21 protein-coding genes and 3 pseudogenes are annotated in these 25,803 nt (G+C 44.1%); 19 read left to right on the plus strand and 5 right to left on the minus strand.

Annotated features, from left to right (window positions below):
• Positions 1-162: 162 nt before the first annotated feature.
• A protein-coding gene (locus tag ACJHYR_RS24250) for an IS1 family transposase (protein WP_224478122.1) occupies positions 163-860 on the plus strand; the annotation gives its coding sequence in 2 pieces (ribosomal slippage) (positions 163-412 and positions 412-860; 699 coding nt in all).
• 411 nt (positions 861-1,271) lie between these two features.
• On the opposite strand, the gene ACJHYR_RS24255 is transcribed toward ACJHYR_RS24250, so the two are convergent.
• From ACJHYR_RS24255 to ACJHYR_RS24270, 4 genes and pseudogenes are all read right to left on the minus strand, one after another.
• Positions 1,272-2,642, minus strand: a complete 1,371-nt coding sequence (locus ACJHYR_RS24255) for a TolC family protein (RefSeq protein WP_001318212.1) — start codon at positions 2,640-2,642, stop codon at positions 1,272-1,274.
• 3 nt (positions 2,643-2,645) lie between these two features.
• A complete protein-coding gene (locus tag ACJHYR_RS24260; protein ID WP_000733250.1) occupies positions 2,646-4,586 on the minus strand; it encodes a MacB family efflux pump subunit in 1,941 nt (646 codons plus the stop codon).
• Positions 4,583-5,770: an efflux RND transporter periplasmic adaptor subunit gene (locus tag ACJHYR_RS24265; RefSeq protein WP_000928805.1), complete on the minus strand. Its 1,188-nt coding sequence runs from the start codon at positions 5,768-5,770 to the stop codon at positions 4,583-4,585. Before ACJHYR_RS24265 ends, ACJHYR_RS24260 begins: the two co-directional genes overlap by 4 nt.
• 594 nt (positions 5,771-6,364) lie before the next feature.
• Positions 6,365-6,633, minus strand: a pseudogene (locus tag ACJHYR_RS24270) (IS3 family transposase); the annotation flags it as partial.
• Positions 6,634-6,714: 81 nt separating this feature from the next.
• On the opposite strand from ACJHYR_RS24270, the pseudogene ACJHYR_RS24275 reads away from it, so the two are divergent.
• From ACJHYR_RS24275 to ACJHYR_RS24300, 6 genes and pseudogenes are all read left to right on the plus strand, one after another.
• Positions 6,715-7,076, plus strand: a pseudogene (locus tag ACJHYR_RS24275) (integrase core domain-containing protein); the annotation flags it as partial.
• A gap of 9 nt (positions 7,077-7,085) precedes the next feature.
• Positions 7,086-7,486: pseudogene (locus ACJHYR_RS24280) on the plus strand (integrase core domain-containing protein); the annotation flags it as partial.
• A gap of 1,252 nt (positions 7,487-8,738) precedes the next feature.
• Positions 8,739-9,692 (plus strand): omptin family outer membrane protease, encoded by a 954-nt coding sequence (locus ACJHYR_RS24285; protein ID WP_072837582.1) that lies wholly within the window; start codon positions 8,739-8,741, stop codon positions 9,690-9,692.
• Positions 9,693-10,124: 432 nt separating this feature from the next.
• Positions 10,125-11,234 carry an SDR family oxidoreductase gene (locus tag ACJHYR_RS24290; RefSeq protein ID WP_059328030.1) on the plus strand — a complete coding sequence of 370 codons (1,110 nt, stop codon included), beginning with the start codon at positions 10,125-10,127 and terminating at the stop codon, positions 11,232-11,234.
• 68 nt (positions 11,235-11,302) lie between these two features.
• The gene (locus tag ACJHYR_RS24295; RefSeq protein ID WP_001312822.1) at positions 11,303-12,205 is read left to right on the plus strand and encodes an antimicrobial resistance protein Mig-14; all 903 of its coding nucleotides are present in this window, start codon (positions 11,303-11,305) and stop codon (positions 12,203-12,205) included.
• A 683-nt stretch (positions 12,206-12,888) separates the two neighbouring features.
• A complete protein-coding gene (locus ACJHYR_RS24300) occupies positions 12,889-13,629 on the plus strand; it encodes a tyrosine-type recombinase/integrase (protein ID WP_001066953.1) in 741 nt (246 codons plus the stop codon).
• Between the two features lie 284 nt (positions 13,630-13,913).
• Here ACJHYR_RS24300 and ACJHYR_RS24305 read toward each other — a convergent pair whose 3' ends face one another.
• The gene (locus tag ACJHYR_RS24305; RefSeq protein WP_000361611.1) at positions 13,914-14,891 is read right to left on the minus strand and encodes a RepB family plasmid replication initiator protein; all 978 of its coding nucleotides are present in this window, start codon (positions 14,889-14,891) and stop codon (positions 13,914-13,916) included.
• Between the two features lie 1,089 nt (positions 14,892-15,980).
• On the opposite strand from ACJHYR_RS24305, the gene ACJHYR_RS24310 reads away from it, so the two are divergent.
• The 12 genes from ACJHYR_RS24310 to ACJHYR_RS24365 all read left to right on the plus strand — a co-directional run bounded on the left by ACJHYR_RS24310 (position 15,981) and on the right by ACJHYR_RS24365 (position 25,743).
• Complete coding sequence (locus ACJHYR_RS24310) at positions 15,981-16,508, plus strand: fimbrial protein (RefSeq protein ID WP_001045099.1); 528 nt, start codon at positions 15,981-15,983, stop codon at positions 16,506-16,508.
• Between the two features lie 86 nt (positions 16,509-16,594).
• Positions 16,595-17,182, plus strand: coding sequence for a fimbrial protein (locus tag ACJHYR_RS24315; RefSeq protein ID WP_001297837.1), 588 nt, complete (start codon positions 16,595-16,597; stop codon positions 17,180-17,182).
• A gap of 120 nt (positions 17,183-17,302) precedes the next feature.
• A complete protein-coding gene (locus tag ACJHYR_RS24320) occupies positions 17,303-19,813 on the plus strand; it encodes a fimbria/pilus outer membrane usher protein (protein ID WP_072837583.1) in 2,511 nt (836 codons plus the stop codon).
• A 68-nt stretch (positions 19,814-19,881) separates the two neighbouring features.
• A complete protein-coding gene (locus ACJHYR_RS24325) occupies positions 19,882-20,613 on the plus strand; it encodes a molecular chaperone (RefSeq protein ID WP_001171047.1) in 732 nt (243 codons plus the stop codon).
• Positions 20,614-20,649: 36 nt separating this feature from the next.
• Positions 20,650-21,165, plus strand: a complete 516-nt coding sequence (locus ACJHYR_RS24330) for a pilus-assembly fibrillin subunit (protein ID WP_001077949.1) — start codon at positions 20,650-20,652, stop codon at positions 21,163-21,165.
• 40 nt (positions 21,166-21,205) lie between these two features.
• Positions 21,206-21,706 carry a fimbrial protein gene (locus ACJHYR_RS24335; protein WP_161954508.1) on the plus strand — a complete coding sequence of 167 codons (501 nt, stop codon included), beginning with the start codon at positions 21,206-21,208 and terminating at the stop codon, positions 21,704-21,706.
• Positions 21,707-21,733: 27 nt separating this feature from the next.
• A complete protein-coding gene (locus ACJHYR_RS24340; RefSeq protein WP_072837584.1) occupies positions 21,734-22,726 on the plus strand; it encodes a nuclease PIN in 993 nt (330 codons plus the stop codon).
• Positions 22,727-23,392: 666 nt separating this feature from the next.
• The gene (locus tag ACJHYR_RS24345; RefSeq protein WP_000845366.1) at positions 23,393-23,710 is read left to right on the plus strand and encodes a PapB/FocB family fimbrial expression transcriptional regulator; all 318 of its coding nucleotides are present in this window, start codon (positions 23,393-23,395) and stop codon (positions 23,708-23,710) included.
• A gap of 584 nt (positions 23,711-24,294) precedes the next feature.
• The gene (locus ACJHYR_RS24350; protein ID WP_000467268.1) at positions 24,295-24,543 is read left to right on the plus strand and encodes a YqjD family protein; all 249 of its coding nucleotides are present in this window, start codon (positions 24,295-24,297) and stop codon (positions 24,541-24,543) included.
• A gap of 71 nt (positions 24,544-24,614) precedes the next feature.
• Positions 24,615-24,968: a hypothetical protein gene (locus tag ACJHYR_RS24355; protein ID WP_000990989.1), complete on the plus strand. Its 354-nt coding sequence runs from the start codon at positions 24,615-24,617 to the stop codon at positions 24,966-24,968.
• An 83-nt stretch (positions 24,969-25,051) separates the two neighbouring features.
• Positions 25,052-25,453 carry a phage holin family protein gene (locus ACJHYR_RS24360; protein WP_029400271.1) on the plus strand — a complete coding sequence of 134 codons (402 nt, stop codon included), beginning with the start codon at positions 25,052-25,054 and terminating at the stop codon, positions 25,451-25,453.
• Positions 25,450-25,743: a YqjK-like family protein gene (locus ACJHYR_RS24365; protein ID WP_029400272.1), complete on the plus strand. Its 294-nt coding sequence runs from the start codon at positions 25,450-25,452 to the stop codon at positions 25,741-25,743. The genes ACJHYR_RS24360 and ACJHYR_RS24365 overlap by 4 nt, the downstream gene beginning before the upstream one ends.
• Positions 25,744-25,803: the final 60 nt, after the last annotated feature.

Here is a 25,803-nt window from a genome sequence, read left to right on the forward strand (position 1 = left end):
ATACGAATCGCCCGCTGACGGACTTCGGGGGAAAAACGAGTATTTTTAGTCATCCTGTTTACCTCTTTCTCAGGGAGTTTAGTCTCCAGGATTTCCGGGGCGGTTCAGGTAATGGTGCCAACTTACTGATTTAGTGTATGATGGTGTTTTTGAGGTGCTCCCGTGGCTTCCATCTCCATCAGTTGTCCCTCCTGCTCAGCTACTGAAGGCGTGGTGCGTAACGGTAAAAGTACTGCCGGACATCAGCGCTATCTCTGCTCTCACTGCCGTAAAACATGGCAGCTACAGTTCACTTACACCGCCTCTCAGCCCGGTACACACCAGAAAATTATTGATATGGCCATGAATGGCGTCGGATGTCGCGCCAGTGCACGCATTATGGGCGTTGGCCTCAACACGATTTTACGACACTTAAAAAACTCAGGCCGCAGTCGGTAAACTCACGCATACAACCGGGCAGTGACGTCATTGTTTGCGCGGAAATGGACGAACAGTGGGGTTACGTCGGCGCTAAATCACGCCAGCGCTGGTTGTTTTACGCGTATGACAGGATACGGAGGACGGTTGTGGCGCATGTATTCGGTGAACGCACGTTGGCCACGCTGGAGCGTCTTCTGAGCCTGCTGTCGGCCTTTGAGGTCGTGGTATGGATGACGGATGGCTGGCCGCTGTATGAATCACGCCTGAAGGGAGAACTGCACGTTATCAGCAAGCGATATAGGCAGCGCATTGAGCGGCATAACCTGAATCTGAGGCAGCATCTGGCAAGGCTGGGCAGGAAGTCACTGTCGTTCTCAAAATCGGTGGAGCTGCATGACAAAGTCATCGGGCATTATCTGAACATAAAACACTATCAGTAAGTTGGAGTCATTACCTTAATAACTGGCTCAAAGCTGAAAGCTTTCCGGAACCCCCAGCCTAGCTGGGGGTTTTCTATGCACAAGAAAACGGCTCCCTGTTGTAGAAGCCGTTATAGTGCCGCAGTTTAAGGAGCGGTCAATTGATCCTTAACTGCTCGGCATTACGCTATGCCGGTGGATATTTATCGAGTTTGATGACTGCTTTGATGATCACTTTTAAGAAAAGATATTTACACAGAATGGTAAACATGCTCGTGACACGCAATACTGCTCTGCTGAAGTGAATAGCATTGCGCTTAACAGTGATTTTTTGTTTTCAAGAGCAGGTAAAGCTCAAATGTCAATGGCTATGGTGTTTTCAGCTGTGGCTATTTTTCACTCCTTATTGCTCCTGGTTGTCCCCAATTAGACTTAAGGAAAGGTTGATGCCCCGCCAAACTCAAGATAAATTTTTGCTAGATTCTGCAACTGATTGAAGCGGTTTTCATCCAGTCGCAGCTCCGCCTGACGACGTTTTTCCTGAGCATCAAGCCAGAATGAAATACGTACTGCACCATGCCGGTAACGAACTTCGTTTAACCACTCTGACTTACGTGCAAGTTCCAGTTCTTCCCTGAGTCTTGTCTCCTGAAGCAGCAACTGGTTACGAAATGAAAGCGCGTCCTCTATACTGCTCATTGCCTTATAAAGTAGCTGTTTAAACTCCAGCACTCGCTGTTCGTAATCGTTACGGGCAATTTTTACCTCTATGTCCCGCTGTCGCCACTCCAGGAACGGTAGCGTCAGGTTAGCGCCTACGGAACCGACCGGATTATGCAGTAATGCCAGTAGCGAAGCGCTGCTGGTACCCAAAGCGCCTGTCAGGTTGAAGGTGGGGTAATATTCGCTACGCTTGATATCAACCGTAGCTAGCGCCTCACGCAACTGCCACTCTTTAGCACTTATGTCAGGCCGGCGCATCAGTATGCTGGCAGGAATATTCGCATTGACCTTAGGCAGGCTTCCTTTTGGCAGCGTTGTGGGCTCGACTATCTGGCAACCGGGCACGGTGCCGAGCAAAACGGCCTGCTGATTGAGTAGCTGTGAATGTTCTCGTTGTAGCCCTGTAAGCTGGTTCTCTTGCGTGAGCAGGTTTTGCTGCGCGTCAATCACATCCAGCGACGAGATATTTCCTGCACGATAGCGAACCTCGGCCAGACGCAGCGTCTCTTTTGCATAGTCAATACTCTGCTGGAGGGTGGTAATTTGTTGATTTACAAAACCGATACGCCAGTAATTATTGCTGGCCTCTGAAAGCAGCATCAGGCGCGCGGAGCGAAAATCTTCTTCACTGGCATGGACTGCCCACTCAGCAACATCACGCTGACGGGCAATTTTTCCCCAGAGATCCAGCTCATAGCTGGTGCCAAGGCTGGCAGAACCGCTTTTTGCCCAGCCGGACGAGTTATTCAGCTGTTTTTTTCCGTCCATACTCAGTGCCGCCTTTAGTGTAGGAGTATTGGTGATACCTGTTCTTTCCGCATCCAGCTGCGCCCGATGTATCCGCAGTGCAGCTATAGCTATGTCGTTATTACTTGTCATCACCAGGTGAAGCCAGTTATCGAGATTAGGATCGTTAAATTCTTCCCAGTCAAACGGGGATGTATTTCCGTCCACATCGCCCTTGGTCCAGTTGATGGGATAGTTCACTTCGGGAGCGCGATAGTCACTTTTCAGCACGTTTGTGCAACCTGAACAGAGTGCGGTGATAAGGCATAAAGTCAACGATGATAAAATTTTCATATATTATTCGCTGGCCAGTGAAATAACCGGGTCCATCCTTGCTGCCTTGCGGGCTGGGAGATACCCGAAGATTATGCCGATTAAGGTTGAGCAAAAAAATGCAGCAACAGCAGCCTGCCACGAATATATAGCTGCGAATATCCCGTCCGCCAGAGCGTTAAAGAGCGCACCTGTGATATACGACAGTGCAATACCGAGTGCGCCACCAATCAGGCAAACCAATACGGCCTCAATAATAAACTGTTGCATAATGTCGCTGCGTCTCGCGCCAACCGCCATTCGTACGCCAATTTCATGAGTTCGTTCCGTTACAGAAATCAACATGATGTTCATCACCCCGATACTGCCGATCATTAGTGAGATACATGCGACCATAAGAATTAAAATACTGAAGGTCATTGAGGTGTGTTCGATAGACTTTCTTATTTGTTCAAAGTTATAAAGCTGGAAGTCTTTTATGCCGTGACGCCGGGTTAATAGTTGGGAGATAGCGCTGATTGCAGCCTCGTTATCCACATTGTCTTTTAGCCTGACGCTAATACCGGTCAGAACTGGTTTACCCACAATACGGTACATCACCGTGCTGTAAGGCATCCACACAGTAATGCGATTTGATGCATCACTACGGTTGTTACTTTTAGCGATGCCAACCACTCGTGCTGGTACAGAACCAAGAAAGACTATTTGCCCCAGAGCCTGTAACCCTGTGTTGTCGAAAATGGCCTTACGAGTATTCTCATCGATAATAACTTCCTGTAGAGCGTTGCGATCGTCTCTAAAAGTAGTCCCTTGCAACAACTCAATACCTTTTACCCGGAAATGTTCCCGCCCAACGCCGTTAATGGACGCTATCGCAGATTTACCCAGAAAACGAATGTTGTCTGAAGCGCTAACTTCCGGGCTGACGCTATCGATAAACCCTTGCTTCGCCAGTGCATTTGCGTCAGCAGGTACCAATGTTCTAATACTCTCAATGCTGTCATCGAACAAATCCTGCCCGGGATAAATGCTGACCACGTTTGTCCCCAGACTTTTAATCTCTTCCAGTGTTTCTTGCCTGGCTCCTTCACCCAATGCCACAACAGTGACAACGGAGGCGATACCAAAAACAATCCCGATCATGGTAAGCGTGGTGCGTAAGCGATGCGTCTTCATCGCTTTTAGCGCCATTTGCATCGATTCACGCGTTCGATCGAGCAGTGTTTTCCAATAGCTTTGCCGGATTCTGTTGGTTTTTGGTAGTGTTTCCGTCGCAGATACGCAACCTCCACTATCAGCGATGATTTCGCCATCACACAGCTCAATGATTCGCTTTGCGTGCCGGGCGACCTTCATATCGTGGGTCACCATTACTACAGTATGACCACGTCGATTAAGTTCATTCAGAATGGCTAACACTTCTTGCCCGGATTGCGAATCCAGAGCACCAGTTGGCTCATCCGCCAAAATTATCTTTCCACCGTTGATCAGTGCTCGGGCAATACTGACGCGTTGCTGCTGACCGCCTGAAAGTTCGCAAGGTTTATGATGCTCACGTCCTTCCAGTCCCAGTCTGCCCAGCAACGCCGTTGCACGTTGCCGACGGCTGTCGCGTTCGCTGTTGGCGTAAATGGCCGGGATCTCCACGTTACCAAGTGCGCTAAGATCAGGTATCAAATGGTAGCGCTGGAATATAAAGCCAATGTGTTCCCGGCGCACTCTAGCCAGCTCATCGGGTGAAAGACAGGCGGCATTTTGTCCGTCGATGTAGTAATCACCTCTATTGGGTACGTCAAGGCAACCCATTATGTTCATTAAGGTTGATTTGCCTGAGCCAGAGGCTCCAATGATTGCCACCATTTCTCCAGCAACGATTGTCAAATCGACATTTTTCAGGACGGTCCGCGTTTGATCTCCGTTGCCATAAGTTCGGCTAACCCCTTTTAACTCAATAAGTTTTTTCACAGCATAATCCTTTCTTCGGGCTCTTTCTTATCCGGCAGCGACAGCACGACATTTTCTCCGACATTTAAACCTTCGAGGATCTGAATATCCACGCTGTTCGTGATACCAGTTTTCACATTCCGGGGTTCCAGCCTGCCATCTGCTGCCAGCACCAGGACCTGTTGCTTCTTCCCCTCATTTCTGTGCACTGCCTGAATGGGTACCAGCAGTGTATTTTGGGCTTCATCAGTAATCAGGGTAACCTGAGCAGTCATGGCAATACGAAGTCGATTTTCTGGGTTAGGCACATCGAATAGAGCATTGTAATAAACGGACGCATTTGAAGTTCCGGAGCCTGATGCTGAAGTGTTGCTGGCGAGAGAGTCATCTTTCATTACCGATTCTGGTGCCAGTTCAACGGCACGCAGTGTTGCGCTGTAGTGCTTGTCCGGTTCGGAGAAGATAGAGAAGCGGGCTTTTTGCCCCACAGAAATACGGGTTATATCAGCCTCGGAGATCTGTGCTTTAATGGTCATGACATCCAGACGAGCGAGTTTAATAATTGTTGGGGCACTCTGGTTTGAGTTAACGGTTTGCCCTTGCTGAGTGACAATGGCAATAACAATTCCATCCATTGGCGCTACGACTCGCGTATATTCAAGGGCAAGCTTTTTCTTATCTACTTCTATCTGTGCCTGGACCAGTTTGGCATTCAGAGACAGTAATTCAGCGCGAGTGGTCGCAAGCATTGCCTCCGCAGACTCAAAATCTTCGTGTGAGCTGGCATTTTCTCTTAGCATCCGGAGCTGGCGTTTAAAACGCAGTTCAGCCTGTTTCAGGAGCGCCTGCTTGGATTGAAGTTCTGCTTTCACTTCGTTGAGTGCAGCTTCGGCATTACGCAAATCGTTACACTGAGGTAGGTCGTCAATTTCGGCAATCAACTGCCCTTTAGTCACATGGTCGCCCTGTTTCACTTTCAGTGATTTTAATTGCCCTGATACCTGTGCCCCTACGTTTACCCGTTCAATTGCATCAATACGGCCTGTCGCCAGAACAGAATTTTCTATATCGCCTTTGCGCACCGGGGCAGTAATATATTCTGGCACATCAGAGCTTCTCAGAAAGGTGAACAAAACGGTGATAATAATGATCAACAGTGTCAAGGTACAAATGATGGCGCGGTGAGAAATATATTTCATTAACATTGTCCATGTTTTCCATAACAATGAAAGTGGTATTCTGGGTTTTCTTAGTTAATGCCCAGCATCTACTGGAAAAATATACTTATTTGGAATTAATCATAATCAAGATTATTATTTATTTGCGTAAATTGGGCTAACCCCCTCTCGCTTTGTTTCAACAGTATTACTAATTACCGGGAAAGTCTGACAAGATTTCGTATTAAGGTGTTATCTACGCCCATTATACTTTAATACATCAAGTAATTAATTCACTAACCTCTCTTTCGTTTCACTGGACTTTACGGCTGTAAAATAGCTTTTATCTTGCAGATGAAAACTCTGCTCAGGAAAGTGCCTTTAGTTCTAATGGATGGTGAGTTTTACGCTTGTCTTTGTAACCAGGAAGAGAGGCGTAGACAGTAAAGTTCCTCGCTCCCTCATCTTGGCATTCGGTGAACTATAGACAAGAGTCAATAAACCAAACTGCAACAACATAGTCATTTTGGGAGTAAGATTTTTAGTCTTAACGTCTCATATAGCTGGTATGAAGAAATTTTCATGTATACTTGATAAACGTATCGTCAACAACCGATAAAAAGTGAGCCATTTATATCTCCATCAATGATCTAATATTGAATCGCCACGGGTAGTCTTACTCCTTCCAAGTTGTTGATAATAATTGTTTTTATATTCTATTGTTGACATCTGTTCGCAGGAACCATGCCGACGCTTATTGTTATAAAACATTTCGATGTTCAAAAATATCGTTGGAGGCGTCTTCCCGCGTTCCGAAGAGCTTTTTCTTTATCCGTTCACGCTTCAGTAACTGGAAAAAATTCTGCAAGCGTATCGTGGTAATTACTGCGACGGAGCATACACTCCTCCAGGTCTTATGATTTCAGGAACGACTGTCATTCATGGCTTGTTTACTGACAACCAGCATCGTTTTTGGGGATTACGCCGCTATACAGGTGTGGTGCGGTGATGTGACCTATATCTGGATGGGTAAGCCCGGCGGGGTGATGTTCCACAGCGATACGAGCAGGCAGTTCCGGCAGTTATTGTGGCGATACCAGATCAGGCAGAGTATGAGCCAGCGCGGAAACTGCTGGGATAACAGCCCAATGGAACGCTTCTTCAGGAGTCTGAAGAACGAATGGATGCCGGTGGTGGGTTACGAAGCTTCTGCGAGGCCGCTCACGCCATAACGGTCTATATCGTTGGATATTACAGCGCACTAAGACCGCACGAATATAACGGTGGGTTATCCCCAAACGAATCGGAAAATCGATACTGGAAAAACTCTAACTCGGTGGCCAGTTTTTGTTGACCACTTCACACGTTCAATGTCGTTGATGACTTTAACTATGAGGCGTTGTCGATTGAAAACAATCTGAATCTGCCAGCTTCACAAGTGGTAGCGGTACTCTGTAGGATTGCGGAAAACCATGTCTATCCAGCTATGATTCGCATGGATTATGGCCAGGATTTTTTTTATTCAACACGGACGTAATGCGCAGAAAAACATGTAGTAAAACTGGAGATTACCCAATCAGGTAAGTTGGCGCAGAACGCTTTTATCGAGAGTTTTAACCGGACATACCGAACAAAAATACTCGGTTTTTGTCTGTTCAGAACGCTGGATGAAAAGCGGGAACTGGCGGCAAACTGGTTGTCAGAATATAACAGTGAACGCCATATCAACTACTTAACCATATGACACTGGAAGAACATCACTAACGCCATTATTTGGTCACGATCTCAAAAGGTGCATGGAACTAAAACGAGTCTGTTTACAACGCAAGATGGGTTATGTTATAAAGTAACATAAATGAGTTGGTAAGCATAAAGTAAAGAGGATAACTTATAGTGCTCCCCTTATTTAAAGCATTTTGTTTTTTTTGTATTCTATTGTTAGGCTCAGTATTAATTCGGGGTAATAATAATCTTATTTCACCAGTGGTTAGACAAGAATTTTTTTTATCGAAAAAAACAACCCCATCCTTTTATCAGAAAATTGATGCGTGCTTTAGCAACGTTAATCTTGACTTTACATACAAGTCTGTTGATTACTCAGCATCTACCATTTTGCAATACATTAGAAGATTAATAAGAAAGCTTTACATTAAATAAAAGAGATGCAATTATCAATAAAATAAGAATATCTCGTTAAGAAATATAGCAATATATATGATATTTCAGGAAATAAGTAATCATACATCTATTGATTTATAAAGTATTATTGGAAGGAAGTGTTACATGAACGATTTACGCACTCCCCTCCATTACACTAATAAACACCACCGACTTGGTATTTATAAATTTTCTAATAAAAGCATCATTTTCACTGAAACAAAATAAATATCAATCACTAAGATAATTAACTTATCTGAACAAGTAATCACACTCATATGTTATTAGTTTTCTTATTAATCAGAAAGGAGGGATTTATAAACCAGCAACTTTTTTTGTAGGTGGAGCCACGGTTGATTTCTGATATCAACCACCTGAGTTTATTTTCGTCGAATGGTAATGCATTGTCGCACAAACGCTATCTGAATAATTAACTGTAATGGCGTTATTGGTATCTTTGCCGACATTAACGCTAATAAAGCCCCTGATTGCTTCATAATCGCAGGATTTGGCCATTTTGTCTCCCTTTAGATAAGAGTTAACAAAATAAACCCAGGAAGAAGGTACCGGTTTCCATGTTACAGACGTTCCCGGCATAAAGTGTCCGACCAGGGCCTTATTCGCAGTTACCAGCACCCTGTATGCCCTGATATTTCCTGGAACATGGATGACCGGGGCAGTAATCATACCGGGTTTGACTGACTCCCCTGATATTCTGACATAAAAGGGAATAAATAAAGCGACATGCGGCCACATTGTAAACAAACGTTAAACAAAACAACATTTTTCAGTTGACTACTACGAGTAAATAAAAAAATTTTTATCAAAAACAAACGAGTGGAATGGAGTTAACTTGTCTATGTACTTAAAGATTCTTGCTACTGCACTCTCAGCTCCTGTAGCGTTTGCTGCACTGGCTTCTGATACTGGGCTTTCTTTTACACCGGAGAAAATCAGTACGGAGATTGATTTTGGCACTTTAAGTGGCAAGGCCAAAGAACGGGTTTATCTGCCTGAAGAAAAAGGGCGCAAAGCCAGCCAGCTGGACTGGAAATACAGTAATGCGCCAATTGTCAAGGGGGCATTTAACTGGGATCTGTTACCCAGAGTATCTGTCGGTGCCTCAGGGTGGACAACATTAGCTGGTCGTGGAGGCAATATGGTGGACAGGGACTGGCTGGATACGAGCAATCCCGGAACCTGGACTGATGAGAGTAAACATCCGAATACCCGTCTAAATTTTGCTAATGAATTCGACCTGAATATTAAGGGATGGCTCCTGAATCAACCCGACTATCAGTTAGGTCTTATGGCTGGTTACCAGGAAAATCGTTATAGCTTTACAGCAAAAGGAGGCTCTTATATCTATAGTAGTGAGGGAGGCTTCCGGGATGAAACGGGATCATTTCCAGATGGTGAAAGAGCTATAGGCTACAAACAACACTTTAAAATGCCCTATATAGGGTTAACCGGTAATTATCTGTATGATAGCTTTGAGTTCGGTGGGAGTTTCAAATATAGCGGATGGGTGAAGGCATCGGATAATGATGAGCATTACAACCCTGAGAAAAGGATCACCTATCGTAGCGATGTAAATAATCAGAACTATTACTCTGTCTCACTACATGCTGGTTATTATATTACACCTGCAGCTAAAGTTTATGTCGAAGGAACATGGAACCGTATTACTAATAAGAAAGGTGATACTTCTCTGTACTCCAGAAATTTGAATATATCTGATTACACCAAAAATGGTGCAGGCATTGAAAGCTATAACTTTATGACCACAGCTGGTCTGAAGTATTATTTTTAACCTGAAACATGCCTGTTTTTAATTTTTTCATGACACTTTAAATATGATAAACAAAAGGCCAGCACTTCTGATGGTGGTCTTTTTATTTTTTATAATATGTGGAGGATATATGTGCGCCACGATAAAAGTGTTTCTGTTAACTCTTGTATTTTTAACGATGCTGCCCTGCCACTCTTCATGCATAACGACACAGTGTTATCGACATAAAAATAATTGATAAGCGATGTTAACAATATGAACTTTATTATAATGCTATTACTCATCAATAATAAGCAGAACATCCAATAAAAACATACGCAATAACCTGAAGGATCCTGCCATATAAAAACAAACATTGTTTTTACATTTAATCTCTCTTGATTTTGTTTAATAATTGTTTATGTAAGATAATTTATTTTTATAATGATTACATGAAAACAAAAGAGGTTGGATATGAAATTGTTATTACTTACAGGTGCAACAGGATTTCTTGGTGGCGCGGTCCTGGATAAGCTGCTGGATAACTGTAATAATATAAATTTGCTACTTTTAGTACGAGCACCTACTCCACAAGCGGGACTGGAAAGAATTAAAGAAAATATGCGTAAATTTAATGTTTGTGAGGAAAGGTTGCATGCATTAACTAATGATAACATCTTGCCTGGGGATCTAAATAATCCGGAAGCCTTTCTCATGGATCCTCGTCTTGATGAAGTCACTCATGTTATAAACTGTGCGGCTATAGCTTCTTTTGGTAATAATCCTTTTATATGGAATGTGAATGTTACAGGTACACTTGCTTTTGCAAGAAGAATGGCAAAAGTGGCAGGACTGAAACGCTTCCTTCATGTTGGTACTGCTATGTCTTGTACACCTCATACGGGGTCGCTAGTTAAGGAAGAGTCTGCTTCATCAGAAACAGGTGAACATTTAGTGGAGTATACGCATTCAAAAGCAACAATAGAATATCTGATGCGTAAGCAGTGTCCTGATTTACCTTTGTTGGTTGCCCGACCATCAATTATTGTTGGCCACAGTCGTTTAGGGTGCTTACCTTCAACCAGTATTTTCTGGGTATTCAGAATGGGGTTAATGTTGCAAAAATTTATGTGCTCTCTGGATGATAAAATAGATGTTATCCCTGTAGATTATTGTGCTGATGCATTGCTAATGTTGCTTGAAAGCTCGTTAATTAATGGTGAGATTGTTCATATATCAGCAGGTAAAGAAAGTAGTGTGACGTTCTCTGCTATTGACGAAGCTGTAGCCCGTGCTTTGAACTGTGTTCCTGTTGGAGACATATATACTAAAGTCAGTTATGACATACTGGCAATGAGCCGTCATGACTTTAAAAATATTTTTGGTCCCTGTAACGAACGCCTTATGTTAAAAGCCATTCGTTTATATGGAGCGTTCAGTATGCTCAATGTTTGTTTCAGTAACGACAAGCTACTGAGTATCGGAATGCCTAAACCGCCAAAGTTTACTGATTATATTAAATACTGTATAGAAACGACAAAACACCTTTCAATTCAACAACAAATGGAAGTTGATTTTAAATAATATTTATCATAATCAGAATTATTGTTGGTGTTGCACTCATAATATATAAAAACGCCGAGGATATAACTTTGTCAATTAAAAATATAAAGCGCATTATTACGGCCTGGAAACCATCTACATTCGAAACGTACAAAAAAACTTTTGAAAAATACGGTGGTAGTGTAAACATGCATCCGGATGTTGTTTCATACTTTATGATACATCATGACTGGAAGTTTGATTTTTTTCACTATGAAAAAGATGGTGATATCAAAGGCTCATATTTTCTGTGCAATGGAAAACAAATTGGGATAATGGCAAGAAGGTCTTATCCTCTTTCATCTGATGAGGTATTAATTCCTTTTTCCCCACATGCAAGATGTTTTTTTCCGGATAAAACTAATAAATTATCAATTATAAATAAACAAAATATTATCAATGCAACATGGAAAATAGCCAGAAAAAAACAAAATTGTATTATAAAGGAATCTTTTTCACCTAAATTTGAAAAAACTCGCCGAAATGAAATCCAGAGATTTATCAGGAATGGCGGAGAGATTAAGTGTATAAGCCAGTTATCCGATAAAGAAATATCCAGCTCTTATATATCACTTTTTCATTCCCGGTTTGGAGGTACCCTACCTTGCTACGAATATGATAATCTGTTAATGTTTATTTCTCACTTACGAGAACTTATGTTTGGCCATGTGCTATTCTGGGATAATAAACCGTGTGCTATTGATATAGTACTGAAATCTGAAAGCTCATGTAATGTTTATTATGACGTTCCAAATGGTGCAGTTCTGAATGATGAGAATTGCATGAAACTAAGTCCGGGAAGTGTCCTTATGTGGCTGAATATAGATAAAGCACGAAGGTATTGTCAGGATAATAATAAAAAGATGATATATTCTATCGGTGCATTCAGACCTGAATGGAAATATAAACTACTATGGTCTGTTCCCTGTAAGGTTGGTAAATGCTTATGTTAGAATATGTATAAAGGTAAGTAACTATATAAGAGCGTCCAGTCTGCAAATACTCCTCTAAACATGGAGGAGTAGATTTATAATATCATAACATTTACTAAATCGTTTTACATTAATTTCAAATTTGAAATTAATGTATTTTGATAACTATATATTTTTGATTCCGAAAACAGACATTTCTTTCTTTGAGTCAGGGCTTACACTCAAAATATTAATATTGTTTGTGTGAAGACATATTATTCAATAACGATGGTGAGAAATATCTGTAACTTTTTCGCATAATCTAACTATTTACTTAATTGTTCATTCTGTGAACAGAATCTGTTTGTTATGTATCAGGTTGATGATGTGATTAAGCAGTCTGAAACCAGAGGAATATGGAGTCAGAAATTTTCAGTTGTCTTTTAAGGGCGTCTGCAGGATTTTTTCTCCGTTTCTGCCTGTCCTGGCATTACCCCAATTCTCCCAAAAACGGTAAACCAGCCCTCAGCCCGCACCATGACTGGCTTAAGACGGGATCCCAGCGGCAAAATGCGCCTTTACGTATTTGGTTTTACCCGCAATAATGCGTGATAATCAAACAAAAGGATCCGCGCGCTGCGATTTATTGTCGTGGAAGGATCCGGGCGTTCAGGTCAGAATACCTGTATCCATAAACAGTGCGTGTGCTACGTGAAAAATAACTCATGAACAATGTCATTCCCCTGCAGAATTCACCAGAACGCGTCTCCCTGTTACCCATTGCGCCGGGGGTGGATTTTGCAACAGCGCTCTCCCTGAGAAGAATGGCCACTTCCACGGGGGCCACACCGGCCTACCTGCTGGCCCCGGAAGTGAGTGCCCTTCTTTTCTATATGCCGGATCAGCGTCACCATATGCTGTTCGCCACCCTCTGGAATACCGGAATGCGTATTGGCGAAGCCCGGATGCTGACGCCGGAATCATTTGACCTGAATGGAGTAAGACCGTTTGTGCGGATCCTGTCCGAAAAAGTGCGTGCGCGACGCGGACGCCCGCCAAAAGATGAAGTGCGCCTGGTTCCGCTGACAGATATAAGCTATGTCAGGCAGATGGAAAGCTGGATGATCACCACCCGGCCCCGTCGTCGTGAACCATTATGGGCCGTGACCGACGAAACCATGCGCAACTGGCTGAAGCAGGCTGTCAGACGGGCCGAAGCTGACGGAGTACACTTTTCGATTCCGGTCACACCACACACCTTCCGGCACAGCTATATCATGCACATGCTCTATCACCGCCAGCCCCGGAAAGTCATCCAGGCACTGGCTGGTCACAGGGATCCACGTTCGATGGAGGTTTATACCAGAGTGTTTGCACTGGATATGGCTGCCACGCTGGCAGTGCCTTTCACCGGTGACGGGCGGGATGCTGCGGAGATCCTGCGTACACTGCCTCCCCTGAGGTGACGGCATACGCGCTTCCTTATATAAGCTGTGGTCAGCAGAACAGACATAACATAAGCTGGAGCATGTATATAAGCTGTAGTGAGTAAGTCATGTTTTATGAAGGGAGCAATGCCTCAGCATCAGGTTACGGGATCACTTACGTAAGGGACAGGCAGATGGCAGCTCAGCTACAGACAGCACTGCAGGAAACAGAATATAAACTGCAGTGAGCAGACCACTCACTGCACCGGTTAATATAAGCTGTAGTCAGTAAAGGAGCGCTCTTCACTGACTACAGTTTATGTTCAGCGGGATTTGAAGAGTTTTTCCAGGTCATCCAGCGTGATGCCCAGTTTCTCAAGCAGGGCAAGCTTCTCCGCCATCTCCGGACTGACTTTTTCCGCAGGTGAAGGTTGCAACGGATTTTCCTTACTCTCATCATTCGGCGCTTTTAACCGGGGACGCCGGTAGTGAATACAGAAGAATTTTGTCCGCCCCCGCTGGATCTCCGTGTAATCAAGATATCCAATCTCGCGCAACTGCTCCATTGCCCGTCTGACCGTCTGGTTCTGGGAAAATACAGGAGACTTCAGATTGAGGCGTGCACGCAGCCGCGCCAGCGATATCGGTGCCGGATCCCGGGGCAGGCTCTCTATAAAGGTGTAGAGTGCCTGGGCGGACTCCCGTCGCTTCAGGGCATTAATCGCCTTAAGCTGGAGAAGGACTTTTCTGTCAAACTGGTACAGTTCAAACAGGCGGGGATCGGCCTGTAACTGAACAATATCCCGCTCAGTATCGTAGTAGGCTGACTGTACCAGATGGGTGATGTATTCCCGGGTGTGCTTCTCATCGGTACGGGAAAACGAGATCACGGTACCGGCAATGCGCTTCAGGGAAGGGCTGATGCGCTCACGCAGCCTGCGGGATGACTGGCTTGAAGGTATACCACACAGTTTTGCAAACTCAACAAAAGGCAGTTCAACTTTGTCACCAATCACGTTGTGGCGGGCAAAGGAATGAATGATCCCCACCCAGGTCTTGAAATCGTTATCCATATCCAGGCGGGGGCCGGTGATCTCAACCTTATCGAATCCCTCAGCACGGGCCAGGGAAAGACGTGTCAGCTCTTCCGTGGCATCAGTACGTGACAGTGTATTTTTTTTACTGTTCTTCAGTGATTTAAGGGTCGGTACAAAAACGCCCAGACGCATCAGCGCCACAGGTTGTACGGTGTTGTTATTGTTTGGTGTCAGTGTCACCAGTTCACCGGACGACTTATCCACCTCGCCGAACAGTTTTTTGATGTCTGAATTTTCGTTTTCCAGAAAGCCTCCAGCCTGTGGACAGTAAAAGAATAAACAGAAAATCGTGTGTCAGAACTCCGCTAACTGACTGAAGAAAAACCTGCAGCCTGTATTTAACAACTGAGTCTGGCATACTGACCATAGTTTATGTCATTAACTTACTTCAGTATATGGATTACTGAATACAGCTTATCATTAGCATGTTACAGTTTATCAGTAACATGCCACAGCTTATGTGATCGTGGTCCCGGCCCATGAGTGACAAGGTTTGCAGCGATATGGGGATCTTTAATGGATCCTTTGTTGATCATTCATGGATCTGTTTACTGGATCGGGCCTCCGGATATGTGGATAAATCATTCCAGAAGGACAGCGCACACAACCGTTTTATGAAAGGGCTTCAGGGCGTACCTGCTCACTGTAACTACAGATACATTGCGCTTCCTCGCCGGTTCGCGGGCTTCGCCCGGTCACCGGTCTGCGGCGAGCACTGTTTTTTTGATTGCTATACCGGAGCAGAAATCTGATAGCCTCTCTGCAGGTAACACACTGTAATTACTGTACTTTCTGTACAATATCGGTTTCACTGTGCCCCCTGCTGGCTCCCAAAACACAATGGCGCAGGAACAGAAAATAAAGAAATAATAAAACAAATTTTATACAAAAATATATTTTGTATTTTTTGGTCTTTTATTGCAATTTTTGATGTAAAACAGAAGATTGTCATATTTTTTTACTCTGAGAATATCTATTATTATAGGTGTTTTATTCGCAATAAATCGAAAAATATAGAAAATATCTCTTTGTTATAACTTGCTTCTGGTTATTTATTCTGTAAAAATGAATTGCGATGATAAATCATTATTATTGTGATTTTTTTAATTCTGAATAAAATTAACCAAAAATAAGAAAAGCTGAGTTTTGATGTGAAGCAGAATATACGAACTTCTTAACGTGTGATAATTAACTATTCACATTCTTTTATGAGACATAAAAGTACTTTTTGTTGAGTGACAGAATTTTTGCCACTCAATAAAATGTATTTTTTTCAACTCAGGGTTTTGTTATATGAATAAAGTTATTATTGCAACCATGCTTGCTTCTACTGTTTCATTTGGCGTTAATGCTGCTAATCAGGGACAGGGCGTTATTAACTTCAAAGGTACAGTAATTGATGCTCCTTGTGGTATTGCACAAGAATCAGCAGATCAGACAATTAATTTCGGCCAGATTTCTAAAGCACATTTGAATGCAGACGGAATTTCCGTAAAAAAAGATCTGGATATCAAGTTAGTTAACTGCGATGCCACAGAAATCGGAAAACTGACCAATGGTGTGAAAGTTTCTTTTACTGGTACAACAATCAATGGACAGAATCAGGAGTTAGGTACTACTGGTGATACAGGGACTGCAATAGTTGTCTCAGCTGCGAATGGCAGCCTGGTTTCATTTGATGGTACAGCAGGTTCCGCGACAAAAGTTAAAGAAGGTGATAATACCCTGCGCTACAGTACTTGGGTTAAAAAAGCTACTGGTGGCACCCTGAAAGAAGGCGATTTTACCGCTGTTGCTAACTTCAATCTGGCCTACGAGTAATATGTTGGGCAATTCTGTTTGAGATATCTGATATGTGCGGGGAATATGTCCCCGTACAATTGCCAGTGAGAAGTAAGGAATGCCGCATGTTCTGGCGCATGATCATTTCGGTACCGTTTTTCTGGTGTGCGATGGCTCAGGCCCTGCCATCAGGTTCTTTTCCACCACCGGGGATGACTTTGCCCGAGTACTGGGGAGAAGAACACGTCTGGTGGGATGGGCGGGCCAGCTTTAAAGGGCAGGTTATCGCTCCTGCCTGTACGCTGGCTATGGAGGATGCCTGGCAGGAAATTGATATGGGAACCACGCCACTCAGGGACTTACAGAACAGCCCTGCCGGTCCCGAGAAAAAATTCCGGCTACGGCTACGCAACTGTGAGCTTGCAGGTGCAGGAAAGCAGGTCTATACGGCAACCCGGGTGCGTGTGACTTTTGATGGCATTCCCGGAGAAACACCGGACAAATTCTCGCTGACAGGTCAGGCTGAAGGTATAAATCTGCAGATTATGGATAATTACGGATATCCGGCGAGAGCAGGAAAAAGCATGCCACCTTTAATTCTCAGGGGGAATGAAGACGGGCTTGACTATTCTCTTCGCATTGTCAGAAATGGTTATCCATTAAAGGCTGGCGATTACTACGCTGCATTGCGTTTTAAACTGGACTACGAATAAATACAACCGGAGTAGCCGGGCTCACTGCTATCAGCGACAGTGTTAATAATACATTCCTGAATGTTGAAGAGAGTTAGTTGCGCCCCTCAAAGTGTTTTTGTATTAAATCGGCTGCATATAATGAAAAAAAATAAATCGACTTTTACCATCAATTTTATTACGTATTCATTGATGCTTTCTCTGGCAGGAGTGCCTGTCTATGCCGTCGATTTTAATACGGATGTTCTGGATGCCGCAGACAGACAGAATATTGATTTTTCCCGGTTCTCCCGGGCCGGCTATATTATGCCCGGACAGTATCAGATGGAAATCAGGGTTAATGACCAGGATATTTCACCATCGGCATTTCAGATTGCGTTTCTTGAACCACCTTTTTCGGATTCGGATAACGAGAAACCGTTACCAGAACCCTGCCTGACACCGGAGATAGTCAGCCGGATGGGACTGACTGAGGCGTCACAGGAAAAAGTTACGTACTGGAATAACGGACAATGTGCGGATTTCCGACAGTTATCCGGAGTGGAGATACGCCCGAATCCGGCAGAAGGGATGCTGTACATCAATATGCCGCAGGCCTGGCTGGAATATTCCGACGCCTCCTGGCTGCCGCCGTCTCGCTGGGATAACGGTATTCCGGGGCTGTTGTTTGACTACAACATCAACGGGACGGTGAACAAGCCACACAAGGGAAAGCAGTCACAGTCACTGAGCTATAACGGGACTGCGGGGGCCAACTTCGGTGCCTGGCGTCTGCGTGCGGACTATCAGGGTAACCTGAATCACACCACCGGCAGCGGGCAGGGAACGGACAGTCAGTTCACCTGGAGCCGTTTCTACATGTACCGCGCCATCCCGCGCTGGCGCGCAAATCTCACACTGGGTGAGAACTACATCAATTCTGAGATTTTCAGCTCCTGGCGCTACACCGGTGCCAGTCTGGAAAGTGATGACCGCATGCTGCCGCCAAAACTGCGCGGTTATGCACCGCAGGTCTCAGGGATTGCGGATACGAATGCGCGTGTCGTGATTTCGCAGCAGGGACGCATCCTTTATGACTCCACCGTGCCGGCAGGTCCGTTCACCATTCAGGACCTGGACAGCTCCGTGCGTGGTCGCCTGGATGTTGAGGTTATCGAGCAGGACGGGCGGAAAAAAACGTTCCAGGTGGACACGGCATATGTGCCGTATCTGACCCGTCCGGGCCAGGTTCGTTACCGGCTGGTTTCCGGTCGTTCGCGTAATTATGAACACACCATGGAGGGACCGGTTTTTGCTGCCGGTGAGGCATCCTGGGGTATCAGTAACAAGTGGTCGCTTTACGGTGGCGGTATCGTTGCCGGGGATTACAACGCCCTGGCTGTGGGGCTGGGCCGGGACCTGAGTGAGTTCGGTACTGTTTCCGCTGATGTAACCCAGTCCGTGGCCCGTATACCGGGTTATGACACAAAACAGGGAAAATCCTGGCGTCTGAGCTATTCCAAACGTTTTGATGAAGTGAATACGGATATCACTTTTGCGGGTTACCGCTTCTCTGAACGCAATTACATGACGATGGACCAGTACCTCAATGCCCGTTACCGGAATGATTTTACGGGACGTGAGAAGGAGCTGTACACCGTCACACTCAACAAGAACTTCGAGGACTGGAAGGCATCGGTCAACCTGCAGTACAGCCATCAGACTTACTGGGACCGCCGGACATCTGACTATTACACGCTGTCGGTGAACCGCTACTTCGATGCGTTCAGCTTTAAGAATATCGCGCTGGGAATATCTGCATCCCGTTCGAAATACCAGAACCGGGATAACGATTCGGCGTTTGTTCGTCTGTCCGTGCCGTGGGGAACCGGTACGGCCAGCTACAGCGGCAGCATGAGCAACGACCGTTACACCAATACGGTGGGTTACAGCGACACACTGAATAACGGCCTGAGCAGTTACAGCCTGAATGCCGGCGTGAACAGTGGCGGTGGTCAGCCGTCACAACGGCAAATGAGTGCCTATTACAACCATAACGGTTCCCTGACAAATCTGTCAGCCAGTTTCTCTGCCGTGGAGAACGGATACAGCTCATTCGGGATGAGTGCATCGGGGGGGGCGACGGTCACGATGAAAGGAGCCGCGTTACATGCCGGAGGGATGAACGGAGGAACCCGTCTTCTGGTGGATACCGATGGTGTCGGAGGTGTGCCGGTTGACGGTGGTCGGGTTTATACCAACCGGTGGGGAATTGGTGTGGTGACGGATGTGAGCAGTTATTACCGCAACACCACATCAGTAGACCTGAACAAGCTGCCGGAAGATATGGAAGCCACCCGCTCGGTGGTGGAGTCGGTCCTGACGGAAGGGGCCATTGGTTATCGTGAGTTCGAAGTTCTGAAAGGTAGCCGTCTGTTTGCTGTGTTGCGGATGTCTGATAACAGCTATCCGCCCTTTGGTGCCAGCGTGACAAATGCGAAAGGCCGTGAACTGGGGATGGTGGCAGACAGCGGTCTGGCCTGGCTGAGCGGGGTGAATCCGGGTGAAACCCTGAATGTCGGCTGGGACGGCCGGACACAGTGTGTGGTGGACATCCCGGCACATCCGGACCCGGCACAACAGTTGCTGCTGCCCTGTCGTCAGGTGAAGTGACGTTATACACGCCGGCGATCGTCTGTATATCCCGGCAGAAAAATGTAAAGAAACAGAGAGCAGAAAATATGCAGAAAATGAAACCGGCGCTGAAAAAAACGCTGATGGCGGTAGCGTGTCTGAGCGCAGTACCTGCAGCCCAAGCTGCCATCTCCCTGGACCGCACACGTGCGATTTTTAATGGCGATGAGAAATCGATGACACTGAATATCGCCAATGATAACAAACAGCTTCCCTATCTGGCCCAGGCATGGGTGGAGAATGAAAAGAAAGAAAAAATCACCACAGGCCCGATTATTGCCACTCCGCCAGTACAGCGTCTGGAACCCGGCTCAAAGAGTATGGTTCGTCTGACCAGTACACCTGACATCAGCCGCCTGCCACAGGACCGGGAATCTCTGTTCTATTTCAACCTTCGTGAAATTCCTCCGAAGAGTGATAAGGCAAATGTGTTGCAGATAGCCCTGCAGACAAAAATAAAACTGTTTTATCGGCCTGAATCTATTAAAGCAAAACCCAACGCAGTATGGCAGGACCAGCTGGTGCTGAATAAGACCGGTGGAGGGTATCAGATTGATAATCCGACACCGTATTATGTGACGGTAATTGGAATTGGCGGCAGTGAAAAACAGGCCAGAGAAGGTGAATTTGATGCTGTGATGCTGGCACCAAAGTCAACGCAGATGGTGAAATCAGGAACATACAGCACACCCTATCTGAGTTATATCAATGACTATGGTGGACGTCCGGTACTGCAGTTCTCCTGTGCAGGAAGTCGCTGTACTGCAGTAAAGAAATAAGAAAGCAGTAAAACGAACTGACCGGAGGTGTCGGAGATGAACAGGGCAACAATAGGATTTTATCTGGCAGTTGTGCTGGGGAGTTGCAGTATGAACGGTGTCTCACAGGCTGATGAATTGTTGACGTGGGATGATTTTTTCGTAGCAGATGAAAGCCGCCATCAGTGGGTAAATGAGCACAACGGAAGGACTGGAGCGCTGAATGTCAAAGGGGCATTAGTGTCATCTCCGTGTCAGCTGGATACTAATGAGGTGCAAATTTCAGAACGGAAGAAACGACGTGATATACAGAAAGTTAAGATCAATATGTCAGGTTGTGGTTATGGTAATGTTCCGGAGTCGTTCTCAGAATGGAACAGAAAATTATATGTAAATGCATCAATTATAATGTCTGATTTACTGAGAAGAGCATGTTATCTTCCTTCAAAAAGAAAGTTTTTGTCTGATGGTGAGAACCAGTTGATATTTTATTTGGAATGTGGGACGCATATCCGAAGTCCTGAGAAAGTCGGCAGAGAGGAAAATGCTCTTATCAGGATGTCATATGATTAAATGAAAAATGATATAATAATATTGATCGGGTATGATGAGTATGTTAAGGAAATTTATATTTTTGTTTGTTTTATTTACTTTCGTAAATTCAGTGCGTGCAATTGACGTGCCTGTGAGAATATATGGAACAATTATTATACCTCCTTGTGAAATAAACTCAGGAGAGCCTGTGAATGTTGATTTTGGGAATGTTCAGGAAGAGAAGATAAACTCTCGCACATATGATAAGAAAATTATTGTCCCGGTCAGGTGCCCTTATCATCAGGGGGATGTATCGTTAACAATTACAGCTGCTTCCATAATTGAAAATGCAGATGTTGTTGCTACTGATATTGAAGGGTTGGGGATTTTGTTGTATGAAGAAGGGAATAATAAACCTTTGTCATTAAATAATGCAGCCACAATAAGCACAGGTTTACGCGGGAAAGGCGAAGAATATTCAAATTTTACTTTTATTGCTTCACTATATAAATACGGTAAAAACAAACTAAAGAAAGGAGTATTCAGAGCAACAGTCATGATAGATATTTATTATATATAACTGAAGAGGTTGAGTCATGGGGGGGGTATGAGAAGAAAATATATTGTTTTTTTGTTTTTTTTATTTATTCAGTTCTCACCGGATGCCTATTCTCAAAAGTTCTGTAATATTTTATGGGCAAATGAAAATTTGCCGAAGGCATCACTTAATGCAAGTATGGATGGTTCCTCTTCTGCAGTTTATTCTTTAAATTTACAGGCTGGAGGATATTCGACAGCAATAAGACAGTATGAAGAAGATATGCCCAGCTTTACATCGGTTTCCGGGGTTTACAGATACTGGCTCCAGTATCCTGATGAATGGCAAAACACAAAGGAAGGTCTTAAATACAGAATAGTAACTAATCTTGAACTTGCAGGTAGTCAGGAGCCTGGAGTGAAAACTGTAGTAACGCCACCTCAATACTTCACATGGAAGAATATCTTAAGATGTAACCGTGTCGGAGAAAGATATAAATTTACACAGACAAATATTGAAAATATAAAAATTGAGATTGACAGAGGAACAGCATGGCCAGGCGTGTATACATTACAATTACCATTAAAGGTTGCCTATGAAGAAAATAAAGGCAGATACTCTGGTCAATCAGGAGGAGGCTGGCCAGAATATGCCGGTGCCATTAAATTATTCAGTCCGGTTAATACAAATAATGTTACCATACATATAACATCCAAATGTGAACTTACATCAAGGTATCTCAGTATTAATATTGGTGACAGAATAACCCCTGATGAGGCGCGAGGTGGTATAAATAAAAATGCCAGTTTATCTGTAGTATGTAATGCTCCGGCGAATATTCTTTTTTCAATAAGAGCTGCAGATATGCAGGACGGACAGATAAATAAAACAAAGTGTGGTCCTGGTTATTGTACGTTGTCGTTTGATAATGATAAAAGCCAGAAGACTGTAAAAGCTATAAGAGGAACAACAGATGTTCCTTTATCTGTGAATTTTAAAAGCGACTCGCCTGTTGCCGGGCTCTTTGAAGGATCTGCTGTACTGTCAATGGATGTTCTCTGAAATCTGACCCCCAGGTTTGTATTAAGAGTATTCCTGGTTATGTTATAACATATCAGTGGTATTATAAGTAATAATGATGAAGTGTTTGTGTTTTTCCTTAATGTCTCTTTTTTGAGTAATATTGATTAAACAATACATTTCACCTGTTGAATTACCTGGTAACTGAAGGGAAAATAACAGAATGGATCTGCACATAAAAAGTATTTTGAATGACGGAGTTTATAAAAAATATATGACAAAGCTGCAAATATGTAAGTGATATTTATTCCCTCGGGTCTGTTTGGAGGGAGCTAACTATTTTAATATAAGGATCAGGTGTAAAATGTATGGGCATCGGATAGTAAACTTAAATGTAAGCTACGATCGTCACCTTATTGATAAGGTTGTTGTTCAACTTGAGCTGAATGGTGAGGCAACATTTGAATGTGTTCTTTATTCAGAGGGCGAAGGTGATTTTCGAAGTATGAGTTTAGAAGAGATGGAGCGACGAGCGATATTATATGCGGTTGATAGCATCAAATCATTTAATATAAATAAAATATAAACCAGGAGGAATCTGATACTAAAAGAATTATTTCTATGTAAGGTCTTTATTAAACCTCATTGTATTGTTTTATATATGACTATATGATTATCATTATAAATGATTAGATGGAGGACAAGATAATGAAAACGGATAATTCATACATAATAACATCGGCGTTCAAAAAGAGGAACTCGCGTTGTCCATATTGTGTTCTGGAAGCCGGTAAAGTACCTGAGGAGCAATTCTGGTTATTAATAGATATTTCGTCCATACACAGTCAACGAATTATCAATGCTCTGTATGATTATATTGTTGAGGGTGCTTCCAGAAAAGTTATTTGTGAAAGACACAATATAAATAACGGTTACTTCACTACCTGTCTTAAGAAATTAAATTATATCAATAAGGTTATTTCTGAGTTATCGCGGTTTTATACTGATGAAATAGACTATGAGTAATCTTCAGAGGCATGTTAATCTCAGGGATATTGTTTTCTGCAGGAGGCGGATATACAGGCCTGTGCATTTTACCGATTATTTAAGTACACAATTTACTGTTCCTGTGTCGGCATCAGTGGTTAGTTCACTACATTCGAACAGAACTGCCTGCTAAGAGTTGGAGTTGATGGTTATCTATTAACAGATATCTTTAGATGGCTGTCTGTATAACTTCTGGAGTTTTTATTCCCAGAGATTCAGGACTATTTTTCAGTTTGAGAGTATTTATTGATGGCGATTGCTTGTTAAACCTGTGAGATAACCATTTCATGTTCCTCCATTGAGACCATAAGGACAGTGTACTACGTGAGTTCTGTGATTGTGCAGGGAACTGTTGGAAGTGAGCATTTAATGAAAATGCCACGGCTTTGCTGATATAGACTGGTGAGTATCAGGTGAATAAAAACAACCTACAATCATATTGTTGAATTTAATATTTCCCTCTTTACGTGAGGAGGATACATGGCTCGTGCGTTGCTAAATACCAGTGGACGATATAAATGTATCGGATTAAATCTTAGTTCATAATGCAGAAGGAGTATATTATGTTTGGGAAAGTTGAAGATAAAGCCAAAGAAGTAGCCGGAGAAGTGCAGGAGAAATATGGTGAACTGACCGATAATTGCGGACATCAGGTAAAAGGTGCTGCCCGTAAAATCGCTGCACAGGGTGGTCAGGCTGCCCAGGAGGCGGCGGATGTTGTACGTAATAATGTAGAAAATAATCCCTTCGCGGCAATTTCCATCGCCGCGGGTGTTGGCCTGCTGATTGGTCTGCTCATCGGACGAAAATAATATCAGATGCGGGCGAACAGCCCGCATTTTTGTGCCAGATAATATTGTTTCATCTGTATAAGGAGTAAAGTATGAATGCATTCAAAACATTGTTTCTTTCTGCCCTGCTGGTATCAACAGGCGTACTGGCTGATTCGTCCACTCATACCGGGAGCTTAAAAAACCAGGCCAGTCAGCAGGCCGAAAAAATATCTAACCGGGCAGAAGAAGCAGCGCACAAGGCTGAACATCGTATTGAGGAAAAACAACAGCAGGCGGAGAACCGTCTCAGGAATGGTGGAGAGGTGAGTACAACTGATAAGGTAAAGGAAGATGCACAGAAAGCCTGGAACAGAACCAAAGAAACAACCGAAAAAGCCTGGAACAGGACTAAAGAAGCGGCACAGCAGGCCGGAGATGCTGTAAGTGAAAAGGTGAGCGAATAATTCTCCTTCCCCGGTCAGACCGGGGAAAATGGAGCATGCAGCGTGCTCAGCAGAACAATGATTAAACAAAAAAGGATGATGTCTTGAGAACAGGAAATATCCAGCCACGTGGACCATCCCGTAGTCTGGTAGACAATATACACCGTGTCTTCAACACCCTTACAGGAATATTTCATACCCGCATTGAGCTTATTGCAATTGAGCTGGAAGAAGAAAAGAAAAATATTCTGGGGTTGCTGCTGATGGTGGGGTTAACTCTGATATTCACTGTATTTGGGGTTGTATCGCTTCTGATATTCATTTTGCTGTCAGTCTCACCGGAGCATCGGCTGATTATATCAGGGGGTGCTTCTGCTGTTTTTCTGGTTATTGCATTATTTTTTGTGATTTTCATTAAACAAAAGACTGCCGGAAGCAGGATACTATCAGAGACCCGTAAACAACTCAGTGAAGACCTGAACTGTCTGAAAAGGGATGATGAATGAATACCCGGAAAACAGAGGAGAACCGAAAACAGAAACTGTTAAAACAGATTGAGCAACAACGACAGGCACTGGGCCTGTTAAAGGCAGACTGGCTCAGGATAACGTCGCCTGTTGACCGCGGCTGGCAGTCATTATATCAGTGGCGTAATGTTATCGTTCCCGCAGTTGGAGTGGCTGCATTGTATACGCTGAAATCCAGACCTCGTCGTCTGATTGTCTGGCCACGCAGAGTACTGGCAGTCTGGGGAGGGCTAAGATTTATCAGGCGGCCCTTCACGTCGCTCCGATAGAGTAATTTATATCGTATTCAGAGAGGCGTTGTTCTGGCAGTGTTACTCCGTTGACGGAAA

The organism is Escherichia sp. WS1450 (assembly GCF_046487395.1).
Lineage (GTDB): Bacteria > Pseudomonadota > Gammaproteobacteria > Enterobacterales > Enterobacteriaceae > Escherichia > Escherichia coli.